Source organism: Streptomyces sp. NBC_01268 (assembly GCF_036240795.1).
GTDB lineage: Bacteria > Actinomycetota > Actinomycetes > Streptomycetales > Streptomycetaceae > Streptomyces.
This window is the reverse complement of sequence record NZ_CP108454.1, coordinates 705,623-719,969: the sequence shown is the minus strand read 5'-3', so window position 1 is coordinate 719,969 and position 14,347 is coordinate 705,623. Positions and strand designations below refer to the sequence as shown.

14 protein-coding genes are annotated in these 14,347 nt (G+C 74.3%); 8 read left to right on the top strand and 6 right to left on the bottom strand.

Annotated features, from left to right (window positions below):
- Window positions 1-39: 39 nt before the first annotated feature.
- Entirely contained in the window at window positions 40-687 is a 648-nt protein-coding gene (locus tag OG309_RS03045; protein WP_329418137.1) for a class I SAM-dependent DNA methyltransferase, read from the bottom strand.
- Between the two features lie 20 nt (window positions 688-707).
- Window positions 708-1,562 carry an NADPH-dependent F420 reductase gene (locus OG309_RS03040; protein ID WP_329418136.1) on the bottom strand — a complete coding sequence of 285 codons (855 nt, stop codon included), beginning with the start codon at window positions 1,560-1,562 and terminating at the stop codon, window positions 708-710.
- Window positions 1,563-1,666: 104 nt separating this feature from the next.
- Here OG309_RS03040 and OG309_RS03035 point away from each other — a divergent pair, with 104 nt between their 5' ends.
- The 7 genes from OG309_RS03035 to OG309_RS03005 all read left to right on the top strand — a co-directional run bounded on the left by OG309_RS03035 (window position 1,667) and on the right by OG309_RS03005 (window position 9,721).
- The gene (locus tag OG309_RS03035) at window positions 1,667-4,021 is read left to right on the top strand and encodes a molybdopterin cofactor-binding domain-containing protein (RefSeq protein WP_329418135.1); all 2,355 of its coding nucleotides are present in this window, start codon (window positions 1,667-1,669) and stop codon (window positions 4,019-4,021) included.
- Between the two features lie 31 nt (window positions 4,022-4,052).
- Window positions 4,053-4,532: a (2Fe-2S)-binding protein gene (locus OG309_RS03030; RefSeq protein ID WP_329418134.1), complete on the top strand. Its 480-nt coding sequence runs from the start codon at window positions 4,053-4,055 to the stop codon at window positions 4,530-4,532.
- A 38-nt stretch (window positions 4,533-4,570) separates the two neighbouring features.
- Window positions 4,571-5,152 (top strand): dihydrofolate reductase family protein, encoded by a 582-nt coding sequence (locus OG309_RS03025; protein ID WP_329418133.1) that lies wholly within the window; start codon window positions 4,571-4,573, stop codon window positions 5,150-5,152.
- 152 nt (window positions 5,153-5,304) lie between these two features.
- Window positions 5,305-6,297: an alpha/beta hydrolase gene (locus OG309_RS03020; RefSeq protein WP_329418132.1), complete on the top strand. Its 993-nt coding sequence runs from the start codon at window positions 5,305-5,307 to the stop codon at window positions 6,295-6,297.
- Window positions 6,290-7,603 (top strand): acyltransferase family protein, encoded by a 1,314-nt coding sequence (locus OG309_RS03015; RefSeq protein WP_329418131.1) that lies wholly within the window; start codon window positions 6,290-6,292, stop codon window positions 7,601-7,603. The genes OG309_RS03020 and OG309_RS03015 overlap by 8 nt, the downstream gene beginning before the upstream one ends.
- Before the next feature lie 55 nt (window positions 7,604-7,658).
- Entirely contained in the window at window positions 7,659-8,969 is a 1,311-nt protein-coding gene (locus tag OG309_RS03010; RefSeq protein WP_329418130.1) for a sensor histidine kinase, read from the top strand.
- The gene (locus OG309_RS03005; RefSeq protein WP_329418129.1) at window positions 8,966-9,721 is read left to right on the top strand and encodes a response regulator transcription factor; all 756 of its coding nucleotides are present in this window, start codon (window positions 8,966-8,968) and stop codon (window positions 9,719-9,721) included. The genes OG309_RS03010 and OG309_RS03005 overlap by 4 nt, the downstream gene beginning before the upstream one ends.
- 84 nt (window positions 9,722-9,805) lie before the next feature.
- Here the strand turns inward: OG309_RS03005 and OG309_RS03000 are convergent, their stop codons facing one another.
- From OG309_RS03000 to OG309_RS02990, 3 genes are all read right to left on the bottom strand, one after another.
- Window positions 9,806-10,615, bottom strand: a complete 810-nt coding sequence (locus OG309_RS03000) for a hypothetical protein (RefSeq protein ID WP_329418128.1) — start codon at window positions 10,613-10,615, stop codon at window positions 9,806-9,808.
- Window positions 10,615-11,913 (bottom strand): VWA domain-containing protein, encoded by a 1,299-nt coding sequence (locus OG309_RS02995; RefSeq protein ID WP_329418127.1) that lies wholly within the window; start codon window positions 11,911-11,913, stop codon window positions 10,615-10,617. The genes OG309_RS03000 and OG309_RS02995 overlap by 1 nt, the downstream gene beginning before the upstream one ends.
- A 96-nt stretch (window positions 11,914-12,009) precedes the next feature.
- Window positions 12,010-12,600, bottom strand: a complete 591-nt coding sequence (locus OG309_RS02990) for a hypothetical protein (RefSeq protein ID WP_329418126.1) — start codon at window positions 12,598-12,600, stop codon at window positions 12,010-12,012.
- Window positions 12,601-12,784: 184 nt separating this feature from the next.
- Between OG309_RS02990 and OG309_RS02985 the strand changes: the two genes are divergently transcribed.
- Entirely contained in the window at window positions 12,785-13,501 is a 717-nt protein-coding gene (locus OG309_RS02985; protein ID WP_329418125.1) for a GntR family transcriptional regulator, read from the top strand.
- 25 nt (window positions 13,502-13,526) lie between these two features.
- Here OG309_RS02985 and OG309_RS02980 read toward each other — a convergent pair whose 3' ends face one another.
- Window positions 13,527-14,243 (bottom strand): flavodoxin family protein, encoded by a 717-nt coding sequence (locus OG309_RS02980; RefSeq protein ID WP_329418124.1) that lies wholly within the window; start codon window positions 14,241-14,243, stop codon window positions 13,527-13,529.
- Window positions 14,244-14,347: the final 104 nt, after the last annotated feature.

Genomic DNA, 14,347 nt, shown 5'->3' with positions numbered 1-14,347 from the left:
CCGGGGCCGGGCCCTCGCGACGGCGCGGGGCGCGTGGGGTCAGTCCGCCCGGTGGGCGAGCAGGAAGCCCTGCGGGGTCGCCTCGTCCGGGTCCGGCCCGCGCACCAGGCGCGCGGTCACGGAGAACCCCGTGTCGGTGAGCAGCGAGGTGACGCGCTCGACCGGGTGGCGGTAGACGTCGAGGTCGACCTCGTGCCCGTACGCCCGTTCCAGGCGGACCTGCCCGTCGCCCGCCTTGAACGCGACGAGCAGCGGCCCGCCGGGCACCAGGACGCGCCGGAACTCCGCGAAGGCGTCGCACAGTTCAGCCGTCGGCAGGTGGACGGTCGAGTACCAGGACAGCACTCCGCCCAGCGACCCGTCCGCCAGATCGAGCGCGGTCATCGAACCGACCTCGAACCGCAGCTCCGGGTGGCTCTCGCGGGCGACCGCGATCATCCCCGGCGACAGGTCCAGGCCGAACACGTCCGTCCCGAGCCGACGCAGATGGCGCGTCACCCGTCCGGTCCCGCACCCGAGATCACCGACCGGCCCCGCGCCCCGTACCCGCACTTCCTCGGCGAAGGCCGCGAGCATCCCCCGGTCCCACGGCTTCCCCGCCAGCTCGTCGGCGAGCAGCCGCTCGTAGGAGGCGGCGACGGCGTCGTAGGAGGCACGGGTGGCGGCGACGCGCGCGGATTCGATCACGGCAGGGGGCCCGGCCGCCGTCAGGCGCGGAAGGACTGCGGACGCTCCGGCGAAGCCTCCGCCAGGGCGCGTTCGACCGCCTCGACCCCGCCGCGGAGGCCGTAGACGGGGGTGTCGGGCTGCTGGCGCCAGGAGTCGTCGATGCCGCCCGCGTCGACCGTGTCGAAGCCGAGCTCGTCGATGAGTTCGCGGACGGCCTTCTTGGCCCGCTCGTCGTCGCCCGCGACCGGCAGCGCGATGCGCTCGGGGTCGCCGGACGGGCGGTGGCGGTCGAGGATGTCCTGGGCGTACGTGCCGTTGAAGGCCTTGATCACCGGGTGGCCCAGGTGGGTCTCGGTCCAGCGGCTCTCGGTCAGGCCCTCGTCCTCGATGGCGGCGATGCGCCCGTCGCGCTCGCGGGGGTAGTAGTTGCCGGTGTCCAGGACGGCGAAGCCCTCGGCCGCCCCGTCGAACAGGCCGGTCGCCGGGAGGTCGGGGATCGCCTTCAGGGGGATCGTCACGACGACGATCTGCGCGCCGCGGGCCGCCTCCGTGACCGGGACCGGGGTCGCCCCGGTCTCCTCGGCGAGGGCGGCGAGCGTCTGCGGGCCGCGGGAGTTGGCGACGGACACCTCGTGCCCGAGGGCGGTGAGGCGGCGGGTGAGGTTGCCGCCGATGTTGCCTGCCCCGATGATGCCGATCTTCATGAGTGTCTTCCTTCTCGAGCGGGTGGCGCGGTTCGCCGCTATGGGAGTGCGCAACCGGGCGACCCCGCCCGCTATTCCCCGCCGTGGGCGTGAGAACTTGGCGTGCCCCGGGTGAAAGCCGAACCGTTCGGGCCCTGCCGCTGGCCCGAACGGGTGATGATCCACTGGGTGGCGACTGGCAAGCACCATCCGCACCCACCCGGCACGCAGCACGCAGCACGCAGCACGCAGCACGCCGTATCCGGCACCGCACGACCCCTCACCCCTCACCCCGCATCGAAAGGGCAGCGCCGATGACAGCGCAGGACCGCGCCGCACAGCACGAGCAGGAGGCCGCGCCGCCCCGCGGCATCGGCCGGCGCCGATTCCTCGGGTACGTACTGGCGGCGCCGACCCTCACCGTCGCCGCCCAGGTCGGCGTGGACGTCCTCGCGCCCACGCCCGCCGCCGCCGCGGTCCCGGGCGTCGTGCCGTCCCTCCCCGGGCCGGCGGACATCTACGACCTGAACGACATGCTCACGCACGCCGCCCTGCCGACGGCGAACCTCATCACCATCCGGGTCGACCCCGACGGCACCGCCCACTTCGCACTGCCCCGCGCCGAGGTCGGCCAGGGCATCACCACCTCCACCGCGATGATCATCGCCGAGGAGCTCGACCTGCCCGTGGAACGGGTCCGGGTCACCCTCGCCGACGCCCGCCCCGAGCTGCTCTTCAACCAGCTCACCGGTGGCTCCAACACCACCATCTCGACCTTCACCCCGATCCGCGTGGCCGCCGCCGTCGCCCGCGGCCGGCTGCTGCGCGCCGCCGCGCTCGAACTCGGCGAGGTCGTCGGCACGCTCACCGCCAAGGCGGGCGTCATCACCTCCACCGCCGGAGTGAGCCTCAGCTACGGCGACCTCGCCGTGAAGGCCGCCGCGCTCACCGACACGCAGGTCTCCGTCACCCTCAAGGACCCGGAGGAGTTCCGCGTCATCGGCACCGGACGGGGGCGCGTCGACGCGCTCGAAGCCGTCACCGGGCGCAAGAAGTTCGCGATGGACGTCCAGGTGCCCGGGGCACTGCCCACGATGGTCTGCCGCCCGCCGACGATCAACGGCACCGTGCGCTCGGTGGACAACCTCGCCGAGGTGAAGGCCCTGCCCGGCATCACCGACGTCGTCACCGTCTCCACCGGCGTCGCCGTCCGGGGCCGCACCTTCGGCCAGTGCATCGACGCGGTCCGCGCCCTGAAGGTCACCTGGGGGCCCGGCACCGCCGAGGGAGCCTCCGACGCCACCGTCCTCCAGGAACTCCGCCGGGCCGAACTGCCCCTCGTCGTACCGCCGCTGGACCTGCTCACCAAGTCGGTCGACGCCCGCTTCACCTTCGCCTTCGCCAGCAACGGCGCCCTGGAGACGAACTGCGCCGTCGCCGACGTGCGCCCCGGCTCCGCCGAGATCTGGGCGAGCCTGAAGTCGCCGATCGTCGCCCAGGAGAAGATCGCCCTCCAGCTCGGCCTGCCCCTCGGCGCCGTCACCGTCCACGTCACCGAGGGCGGCGGCTCGTTCGGACGCAAGCTGTTCCACGACGCGGCCGGAGAGGCGGCCGAGATCTCCCGGAAGATGGGCAAGCCCGTCCGACTCATGTGGCACCGCACGGACGACTTCCGGCAGGGGCGTACCCACCCGATGGCCACGTCCCGGGTGCGCGCCACGTACGCGCTGGGCGAGGTCCTCACGTACGAGCAGCGGCACACCTCCGTCGCGACCGACTTCGGGCACGGCATCGGCGAGATCATCACCTCCGAGGTCGCCCAGCTCCCCGTCGCGAACCTGGCGTTCTCCGAGACGATGTTCCAGCTCACCCAGGCGAGCCCGTACCACCTCGGCCTCACCACCCAGCTCCTCAACGAGGTCGACACCGGCTTCAACACCGGCTCCATGCGCAACATCTACTCGCCGAACGTGCGCTGCGCGCAGGAGCTCGTCCTCGACGAGCTCGCCAAGCGGATGGGGCAGGACGCCCTCGCGCTGCGCCGCCGCCTCCTGAAGGACGAGCGGGCGCGCGCCGTGCTCGACAAGGTCGCCGAGGTCGGCGGCTGGGGCCGGCGGATGGAGCCCGGCACCGCGCAGGGCATCGCCGTCCACCCCGAGTACCACGCCTTCGTCGCCGTGCTCGCCGAGATCGACTGCCGCCCCGCCACCACCGGACGGAAGGTGCGCGACGCCTACACGGGCCCGCGCGTCACCAAGGTCGTGTGCGCCGTCGACGTCGGCCTCGCCGTCAACCCGCGCGGCCTGGAGGCCCAGATGATGGGCGGCATCATCGACGGCATCGCCCTCACGCTCACCTCCGGCCTCCACCTGAAGGACGGGCACTTCCAGGAGAGCAGCTGGGACAACTACTACTACACCCGGCAGTGGAACACCCCGCCCGAGCTGGAGATCATCGTCATGCCGCCGACGGGCGACAAGCCCGGCGGCGCCGGCGAGCTGGCCGTCGGAGCGGCCGCGGCCGCCGTCGCCTGCGCCTACGGCCGGGCCACCGGCACGATGCCGACCAGCTTCCCGGTCAACCACGCCGAGCCGCTGCCGTTCACGCCGCTGCCGACCGTCCCGCCCATCCCCGCCTCCCCCACCGACGGCCGCACCCGCGCCCTCTGACGCCGGTCTCCGGCAGGAACCAGGAGCCACCGTGCCCCAGCACACCTTCATCCTCAACGGCAAGGCCGTCACCGCCGAGGTCGAGGACGACGTCCGCCTGCTCTGGGTGCTCCGGGACGTCCTCGGCGTCACCGGACCCAAGTACGGCTGCGGCGTCGGCGTCTGCCAGGCGTGTACGAGCCACCTCAACGGCCGCGCCTTCACACCCTGCGCCGTACCGGTGAAGGACCTCACGCCCGATGACGAGGTCACCACCATCGAGGGCCTGCCCGCGACCGTCGGCAGGGACCTCCACCCGATGCAGGAGGCCTGGCTCGACATCGACGTGGCCCAGTGCGGCTACTGCCAGCCCGGCCAGATCATGACCGCCGTGGCGGCCGTGCGCCGCGCCCACGAGGCCGGACGCGAGGTCGACGAGGCCGATCTCGACCAGATCCGCAACATCTGCCGCTGCGGAACCTATAACCGTATCCGAGAGGCCATCAAGGAGGGCGCCCGCCGCATGGTCTGACACGGCCGGGGCCCTCCCTACGAGAGGGCGTGCACCAGATGCCGGGAAAGATCGTTCTGTTCGCGGGCGTGTCCCTGGACGGCTACACCGAGGGACCGGACCACGACATCGCGTGGCACCGCGTCGACGAGGAGCTGCATCTCCACTTCAACGAGCAACTCGCCACCATGGGCCGGTTCCTCAGCGGCCGCCGCACCCACCAGCTGATGGCCGACTTCTGGCCCACGGCCGACGCCGACCCGGCGGCCTCCCCCGCGGTGAGGGAGTTCGCCGGGATCTGGCGCACGATGCCGAAGACCGTCTACTCCACCACCCTGGACCACGCCGACTGGAACACCACGGTGGTCCCGCGCGTCGACCCGGCCGAGGTCCGCGCGCTCGCCGCCGCGGCCGACGGCGACCTCACCCTCAGCGGCGCAGACCTGGTCGCCTCCTTCCGCGCGCACGACCTGATCGACGCCTACCAGATCTACGTCCACCCCGTCGTGATCGGACGCGGCACCCCGCTCCTCGCGCCGACGGACGCCACCGCCGACCTCCGCCTCGACGCCACCCGCACCTTCCCCAACGGCGTGGTGATGCTGCGGTACGAGAGGGCGGCCGGGACGGCGGGGGAGTGACCGCCCGCCCTCAGGCCCGGCGCCGCCCCCGTGCGGACTACCCGTCATACCTGAGAGCTACGTAGGGGTTTGGCTCCCCGGCGGGACGCCGACCACACGCCGCGCTTCGTACCTTCGGTGCCGGATCGACCACCGGTACGGAAGGAACACCCATGGCGCCCCTCCCGCGCGGCCCCCGCCGCGCACCCTCTCCCGGACGACTGCGCCGCACCCTCCTCGCCGCGCTCGTCACCGCCGCCGTCGCGGTGCCGGTCGCCGGGGCCGCCCGGCCCGTGGACGTGCCCGCGCCCGCTCCGGCCCCCGTCGCACCGCTCGTCTCGGCGACCTCCGCGGAGCTCGCCGCGCGGTACACCGCCGCGCGGACCGCGGTACGGGCGGCCGAGCGGAGCGCCGACGCCTACGGGGCGCGCAAGCGAGCGGCCTCGCTGCACGCCATGGCCGCACCAGGGCGCCAGTTCCTCTCCTTCGACGGACGCGACGGCGGCCGCGCCGCCGAGGTCGTCGGCGACCTCGCCGCGGCCGACCGGATCGCGGTGCTCGTCCCCGGAGCCGACACCGACCTCGACCGCTACGGCCGCTTCCGCGCCGGCGCCGTCGCCCTGCACGACGCGCTCCCCGGTCGCCCCGGCGCCCGCGCCGCCGTCGTCGCCTGGCTCGGCTACCGCACCCCCGCCACCGGCAGCACCGCCTCCCTCACCCCCGGCCGCGCCGACCAGGCGGCACCCGCGCTCCGCGCCTTCGTCGACGAGCTGCGCCGAGCGAAGCCCGGCGCCCGCATCACCCTGCTGTGCCACTCGTACGGCTCCGCGGTCTGCGGCCGCGCGGCCGCCGGCCTCCCGGCCGACGCCCTCGTCCTCTACGGCAGCCCCGGCACCGGCTCCGACACCGTCGCCGACCTGCACACCCGGGCCGCCGTCTGGGCCGGGCGCGGCGCCGCCGACTGGATCGGCGACGTCCCGCACGTCCGGCTCCCGCTGCTGCCCGGCTCGGAACTCGGCTTCGGCGAGGACCCCTTGGCCGCCGGCTTCGGCGCCCGCACCTTCGACGCGGGCGACGGCGGCCACAGCGACTACCTCGTCCCCGGCTCCGTACCGCTGGAGAACATCGCGAGGATCGTCGACGGACGGGAGCCCCACCATGCCTGAGCGCACCCGCCGGACCGGCGCCTCGCTCCGCGCCGTCGTCGACCGCGTCGAAGCCGCCACCCCGCCCGGGCGTGACCGCGCCCTCGACGCGCTCCGCGCCTTCGCCATCCTCGGGGTGGTCCTCGGACACTGGCTCGTCACCGCCCTCGTCAGCGACAGCGGCACCCTGCGTGCCGAGAGCCCGCTCGGGCACCTCCCCGAATTCACCCCCGTCTCCTGGGTGTTCCAGACCCTCGCGGTCTTCTTCCTCGTCGGCGGACACGTCGCGGCGCGCGGTCACGCCGCCGCCCGGGCCCACGGCGAGAGCCACGGGAGCTGGATCTCCGCCCGACTGCGCCGCCTGTTCCGGCCGGTCGTCCCGCTGCTCGGCGTCTGGACGGTCGCGAGCGGCGTCATGCTGGCCTGCGGGGTGCCCTGGCAGACCCTCCACACGCTCGGCAAGCTGGTGCTCTCCCCGCTGTGGTTCCTGTTGGTCCTCGCCGCGCTCACCGCCGCCACCCCGCTCGTCGCCCGGATCCACCCGCTGTGGCCGCTCGCCGTCGTCCTCCACGTCGACCTGGTCCGCTTCGGGTTCGACGGACCCGAAGCCCTCGGCTGGCTCAACCTGCCGGCGGGCTGGCTCGTCCCGTACTGCCTCGGCAGCCTCCTCGCCCGCCGCGGCCCGCTGACCGGCGGCGCGGCCTGGGGCCTGCTGCTGGGCGGCGCCGCCGCCACCGGACTGCTCGTCGCCTTCGCGGGCTACCCCGGCTCCATGGTCGGCGTGCCCGGCGCCCCCGTCTCGAACCTCAACCCGCCCACGCTCGCCGCCGTCACCTTCGGCCTGGCCCAGTCCGGCGGCGCCGTGCTGCTCCTCGGCCCGCTCCGCCGCGCCCTGCGCCGGCCCGCCGCCTGGGCGGCCGTCGCCCTGCTCAACCTGTGCGCCATGACCGTCTTCCTCTGGCACCAGACCGCGATGATCGCCGTCACCGCCGGTGGACTCCTCACCGGCGGCCTCCTCGGCCACGGGCCGCTGACCGGCCTCCACACCGTCCCCGACGGCTACGCCTGGGTCCTCGCCCGCCTCGGCTGGCTCCCCCTCTTCGTGGGCGCCCTGCTGATCTGCGGCGCCGCGTTCCACGCGTACGAGCGGGCCACGCGGCGGCCGGGACGTCCGCGCCGCGCGCCGCGCACGGTACGCACGAGCCACCCGTCCCCACCGCTCGGATCCTCCCCGCCGCGCGGATCGTCCCGAGCGATCCGAGTGCCCCGGCCGGCCGGTCCGGCCGAGCAGCGGTCCGGCGTCCGGACGGAGTCGCGGCGTGCTTAGGCTGGGGCAGCACGATGATCATCCGCACGACCACGGACACGGCAGGGGGAGCACGGTGAAGGACACGACACGCTGGGAGGGCGCGCTGCGCGCCGCGCCGGGCATCCTGCGCGCGGACCTGTGGACCACGCGCCGCGATCCGCTGCCGCGCAACCGCTGGCTCAACTGGCTCCCGCACGCCCATCTCGTCCTGCTCACCGTCCTGTTGGGCATCTGGAACCTGAACCTCGACGCCCAGAGCATGGACCCCCTCCCCGGTGGCGTCACGCTCCTCGTCGTCGCCCAGGCGGCCGCCCCGATCCTGGCCCTCACCCGGCCCGCCGCCGGCTGGTGGCTCTCCACGGCCGGGCTCTTCGTGTCGATGAACGTCACCTCCTCCCTCTTCGGCGCCGGATGGCCCTGGAACGCCGCCGCCATCACCCTGCACACCCTCGTCCTCCTGCTCCTCGCCCTGCGCGTCCGCCCCGTCGCCGCCGCGGCGGCCCTCGGCGTCAGCCTGCTCACCGGAGTCGGGGCGCTCGCCCCCGGCGGCGTCCCGCACCTGCCGACCCTCCTGCCGGGCGCCGTCGCCTTCGCCACCGCGACCGTCGTCGGCGCATCGCTGCGCGCGACCCGCGTCTCGCGCACCCGGCTCGTGGAGCAGGAGGAACTGACCGCGGAGGAACGCGCCCGGCGCGCCCTGCTCGAAGAGCGCGGCCGGATCGCCCGCGAGCTCCACGACGTCGTCGCCCACCACATGTCCGTCATCTCCATCCAGGCCCAGGTCGCCCCCCACCTGGTCGAGGACCCGTCCCCGGAGCTGCGCGAGAACCTGGCCGGCATCCGGCAGAACGCCGTCGACGCCCTGACCGAACTGCGCCGTGTCCTCGGCGTCCTGCGCGGTGACGGGGCGGCGGGCGACGCCGCGGCGGGCGTACGGCACGCCCCGCAGCCCACGCTGGACCGGCTCGGCGAGCTCCTCGCCAACGTCCGTGCGACCGGCCTGCACGTCACCTCCGAGACCGTCGGCGAACCGCGGCCGCTCTCCCCGGGCACCGAACTCTCCGCGTACCGCATCGTCCAGGAGGCCCTGAGCAACGCCATGCGGCACGCGCCCGGCGCCCGGGCCGCCGTGGCCACGCACTACCACGCCGACGGGCTGACGGTACGGATCACCAACACGGCCGCCACCCGCGCGGCCGGCCCCGTACCCTCGGGCGGGGGCAGGGAGCCCGGGCACGGACTGCTCGGCATGCGGGAACGCACCGCCATGCTGGGCGGCGAACTCGCGGCCGGACCCACCCCCGACGGCGGCTGGGACGTCACCGCCACCCTGCCCGCCCCTCTCCTCGACCCACCCCGCACGACGGCGAAGGACGGTTCATGACCGACGGCAGTCACGGCAGTCACGGCGATCCGGGCGGCCCCGGCAGTGACGGCGATCCCGGCGGCCCCGGCGGCGGGGCCGGCCGCGACATCCGGGTGCTCATCGCCGACGACCAGGTGATGGTCAGGCAGGGCTTCACCGTCCTGCTGAACGCGGAGCCCGGCATCCAGGTCGTCGGTCAGGCCGTCGACGGCGCCGACGCCGTCGCCAAGGCCGCCGAACTCGCTCCCGACGTCGTCCTGATGGACATCCGGATGCCCGGCACCGGCGGCCTCGAAGCCACCCGCATCCTCACCGCGCCCGCCGACGCCACCGTCAAGGTCCTCGTCCTCACCACCTTCGACCTGGACGAGTACGTGTACGAGGCGCTGCGCGCCGGCGCCTCCGGCTTCCTCCTGAAGGACGCCTCCGCCGAGGAACTCGCCCAGGCGGTACGGGTCGTGGCGCGCGGCGACGCGCTGCTCGCCCCCAACGTGACCAAGCGGCTCATCGCCGAGTTCTCCCGGCTCAGCCCCACGCCCCGCTCCCCGCTCATGGACCGGGTCGGCGCCCTGACGGAGCGGGAGACGGAGGTGCTGACGCTCATCGCGCAGGGCCTGTCCAACGCCGAGATCGCCGGACGGCTCGTGGTCGCCGAGCAGACCGTGAAGACGTACGTGAGTCGGATCCTCACCAAGCTGTCGCTGCGCGACCGCACCCAGGCCGCCGTCCACGCCTACGAGACGGGCCTGGTCCGTCCCGGCGGGTTCTGACGCGCACCGGGGCGGGGAAAGCACTCGGCCCCCGCCGCTCGTACGGGTACGAGCGGCGGGGGCCGGAGCGCGGGCGGGGGACCGTCAGGCCGTCGGAGGGACGTGGCCCGGGCGGCCGGAGCCGCGGGTCAGGACGTACCCGCCGATCCCCGCGAGGGCGGCCAGCACACCGCCGGCGGCCGTCCAGATCCAGCGGTCCGACCACCAGCCCGAGGACCAGCCGTCCTCGGGCGCGCGGGCCTCGACCGTCTCCGGCGTGGTCGCCCCCGGCACCAGCGGTACGGCGAGCGCGCCGTCCGTCGCGTACGCCCCGCCCTTGTCGAGCGAGGTCGCGGCGAGCCGCGCCGAGAACGGCTGGCCCAGGTCCTCCTCGGGGAGCCCGGTCACCGTCAGGCGTACGAAGTAGCTGCCGGGCAGCGCGTCGTTCGACCAGGTGTCCGCGGCGGCCCGGACGGGGCGCAGCACGCAGGTCAGCTTGACCGTGGCCGTCTCCTTGGCCGCGAGCCTGCTCTGCATGCCGTACATGCACGGCTGGCGCCTGCGCAGCCCGTCGTACACGTCGATCCGCCAGGCGGAGGAGCCGTGCCGCAGGGCGGCGTCCGGAAGCGTGACCGTCGCGTCGACGGTCGGCCGCTGTCCGGTGTCGGCGGGGAACACCCAGTACAGGTAGTCACCCGTGGACGCCTGCGCCGTGGCCTCCTGGCCCTGCCGGAAGAAGGCGGCGGTACGGAAGGAGGTGCCGGCCTCGGTGGGCCCGGCGTCCGTCGCCGAGGCGCTCGGACCGGGCGTCGCCGTGTCGGCGGACCCGGCCGTGGCGGCCGGGCCGAGCAGGGCGGCGCCCGCGAGCGCGAGGCCCGCCGTCAGCCGGCCGAGGGTGCGGGGGACGATCGGCATCAGTGGGTCCTCCAGACCGCGAGGCGCCAACGGGACAGCCAGCCCCAGAGCAGGCCGCCGAGGAACCCGGCGAGCGCGAGCGCGCCGAGCAGCCACCAGCCGCGGCCGAGGCCGAACGAGGCCACGTCGGAGGCCGAGCCGGGGCCGTCGACGACGTCGATGGCGAGCTCGACCGGCATGCCCGGGGTGGTCTTGACCGACGGGGGAGCGGAGAACGAGTTGCTGACCTGGAGGCAGACGACCTCGGCGGCCGGCTTCGCGTCGCCGTCGCCGAAGCCCTCGTCGAGTTCGGCCTTCGGGTAGCGCAGACCGGTCGAGACGACGTCGGTGCGCCCGTCGCCCGCCTCGGCACCGCGGACGATCTCCCGCCCGTGCACGGTGACGGCCCGCAGCAGCACGCCGTAGTCGTTGTTGACGGCCCGGTCGGCCGAGATGCTCACCGAGGCGCGCAGCTCCTGGCCGGGAAGGACGTCGACGCGGTACCAGCGGTGCCGGCCGAAGGTCTGCCGGTCGGTGTACAGGCCCGGCTTGAGCGTCGGGGCGTCGGCGCACCGCTCGGCGCCCGTGGCGGCCACCGGGGTGACGACCGGGTCGGCCGCGCGGTCGACCAGCTGCCGTACGCGTCCGGAGAGCTCCTCGGTGCGGTGCACGGAGGTGTAGGTGCCGCCGGTTGCCTCGGCGATGCACATCAGCTGGCGGCGGGTCTTGGCGTCGGGGACCAGACCCAGGGTGTCGATGACCAGGTGGATGCCCTTGGCGGCGATGTCCCTGGCGACCACGCACGGGTCGAGCGGGGCGCAGGTGTCCTCGCCGTCGGTGATGAGCACGATCCGCTTGGTGGCCTCGCCGCCCTTGAGGTCCTCGGCGGCGCCGAGCAGCGCCGGACCGATGGGCGTCCACCCGGTGGGGGCGAGGGTGGCGACCGCGGTCTTGGCCTCGGTGCGGTCCAGCGGGCCGACCGGGTAGAGCTGGCGGGTGTCCTTGCAGCCGCGCTTGCGGTCCTGGCCCGGGTAGTCGGCGCCGAGGGTGCGTATGCCGAGCCGCACCTCCTCGGGGACCGCGTCCAGGACCTCGTTGAAGGCCTGCTTCGCGGCGCTCATGCGGGACTGTCCGTCGATGTCGCGCTGCCGCATCGAGCCGCTGACGTCGAGCACCAGCTCGACCTTGGGGGATTCCTTGGGGGAGTCCGTCGCCGCCGGGCCGTCGTCGGCGGCGGCACTCGTCGGGAGGAGCCCGACGGCCAGGGCGGCGAGCAGCGCGCCGCAGGCCCCGGTCGCCAGCCGTTTTCTCGTGATCATCGCAGGATCGTATGGATGATCGTCCGGCAATCCAAAACCGGGCCGGACCGGGGGCGGTGAAAGGGGGTCAGGACCGGTCGAAGGGGTCGGGCGGGGTCAGGACTGGCTGTTGAGGAAGCCGATGAAGGTCGCGCCCCACCAGCCCACCTGGCTGACGGTCGCGGCGGCGGCCGAGCGCACGAGCAGGCGGCGCGGCACGGCGCCGTTGCCGCGGAAGCGCTCCAGGAGCTGGCCGAGGCGGTGGGCGTACAGACCGTTCAGGGTGACGGCGAGCACGAGGCCCAGCTTGACCAGGGTGAGCGGGGAGCCGAGGTCGGGGCGGAGGAAGAGCCCGGTGACGGTGAGGCCGCCGAGCCCGGCCCCTATCGGGGTCTGGAGCGCGCAGGCGGTGTCGAGGACCCCGGCGAGCGGTCGCCGCCCGGTCAGCCACAGCACCGCGAACCAGTCGACCGCGAGCACCGAGCCGAGCCCGACGACGAGGCTCGCCACGTGCAGGAACCGGGCGGCGGTCTGCAGGGTGACGCCCGCGTGCACGTGTCCGGAGGTCCAGCAGGAGGCGGCGAGGAAGGCGGCGGCGAGCGCGCCGACCGCCGCGAGGAGCCAGCCGGGGGTGAGCTCATGCGGCGCTGCCGCGTCCGCCGTCGCAGCGGGGCTGGTCAGGTGCGGGCGCGGCAGGGGTCTCGGCATGACAGGAGTCTTTCGGGGCGGGCCGCGGGGGAGCGCGGATCTGGAAGTTAGGTAAGGCGAAGCTAAGTGCCTTCTGTGAGCACGTCAAGTGGATCACGGCAGGTCGGCGCGGGGCCGCGGCCGGGGGTCGTGCCGGAGCGGCGCGCGGGTGGCATACGGTAAGGCCTGAACACCGGGAGGACACATGACCGGGGCGGAACCGGGGCCGGGGGCGCGGCCGGGCGCGGGCTCGCGGAAGGGCGGCTCGGGCGGCGCCGGCGCGGCCGCCCCCTCAGGGGGCTGGCTCCGCGACCAGGTCTGTGAGGGACTGCGCGACCGCATCATCGCCGGCCGGCTCAAGCCGGGCGACCGGCTCGTCGAACGCGACGTGGCCGAGGACTTCGGCGTCTCACGGGTCCCGGTGCGGGAGGCGATCCGCATCCTCATCGGCGAGGGCTTCCTGCGGACCGTCTCGCAACGCCGGATCGTGGTCCGCGAGATGACCCCGCAGGACGTCGAGAACCTCTTCGACATGCGCGAGGCGCTGGAGGTCCTGGCCGTCCGCCGCGCCTCCGAACGTCGCACCCTCACCGAGCTCGACGCCCTCGCCAGACTGCTCGCGCGGGCCCGCGCCGCCACCGACTCCGGGGGCCCCGAGGACCTGTCGCGCGCGAACGCCGCCTTCCACGCCGAGATCGTGCGCATGTCGCGCAACGACCTGCTCGTCACCGCGCTGGAGTCCCTGGAGGGCCGACTGCGCTGGTTGTTCCGGCAGGTGGACGACCCGGGACCGCTGTGGGAGGAGCACCGCCTGCTGTACGAGGCGATCGCCGCGGCGGACGCGGACGCCGCGGCCGCGTACGCGCTGCACCACGTGCGCCACTACCGCGAGGTGGCGGTGCGCCGCCTCTTCGGACGCTGACGGGTGCCGGGACCTCGCCCCGGCCTCAACGGTGCTCGGGATTGGCGAAGTCCGGCCGGCAGCCCGCGTCCCACACGGAGCGCTGGTTGCCGTGCGCCGGGATGCCGCCGGACCGCTTGAGCAGGGCGGCCAGGTGCATGAGGTTCCACGCCATGAAGGACGTGTTGCGGTTGGTGAAGTCGTTGTCCGGCCCGCCCGAGCCCGGGTCCAGGTACGACGGTCCCGGCCCGGCCTCCCCGATCCACCCCGCGTCGGCCTGCGGCGGCACGGAGTAGCCGAGGTGCTGGAGGCTGTAGAGCACGTTCATGGCACAGTGCTTCACGCCGTCCTCGTTGCCGGTGACGAGACAGCCACCGACCCGCCCGTAGTACGCGTACTGGCCCTCGCTGTTGAGGAGACCGGAGCAGCCGTAGAGCCGCTCGATCACCCGCTTCATCACGGAGCTGTTGTCACCCAGCCAGATCGGCCCGCACAGCACCAGGATGTCGGCCGCCATCACCTGCTCGTACAGGGCGGGCCAGGCGTCCGACTCCCACCCGTGCTCGGTCATGTCCGGCCACACCCCGGTGGCGATGTCGTGATCGACCGCCCGGACGAGCGAGGTCGTCACCCCCTGCCCCGTCATCACCTCCCGGCTGCGCGCGATCAGCCCCTCGGTGTTGCTCACTTCGGGGGAGCGCTTGAGCGTGCAGTTGATGAAGAGCGCACGGAGATCGTCGTAACGGTACGCGGTCGAGGCCATCGGCCGACTCCTCGCAGACGGGACGGACCCTCCCAGCCTGCGAGCCGCCCCGGAACCCCGCGAGCCCGGGCACCCGAACGCGTGACGGCGCCGGGTGCGGCACG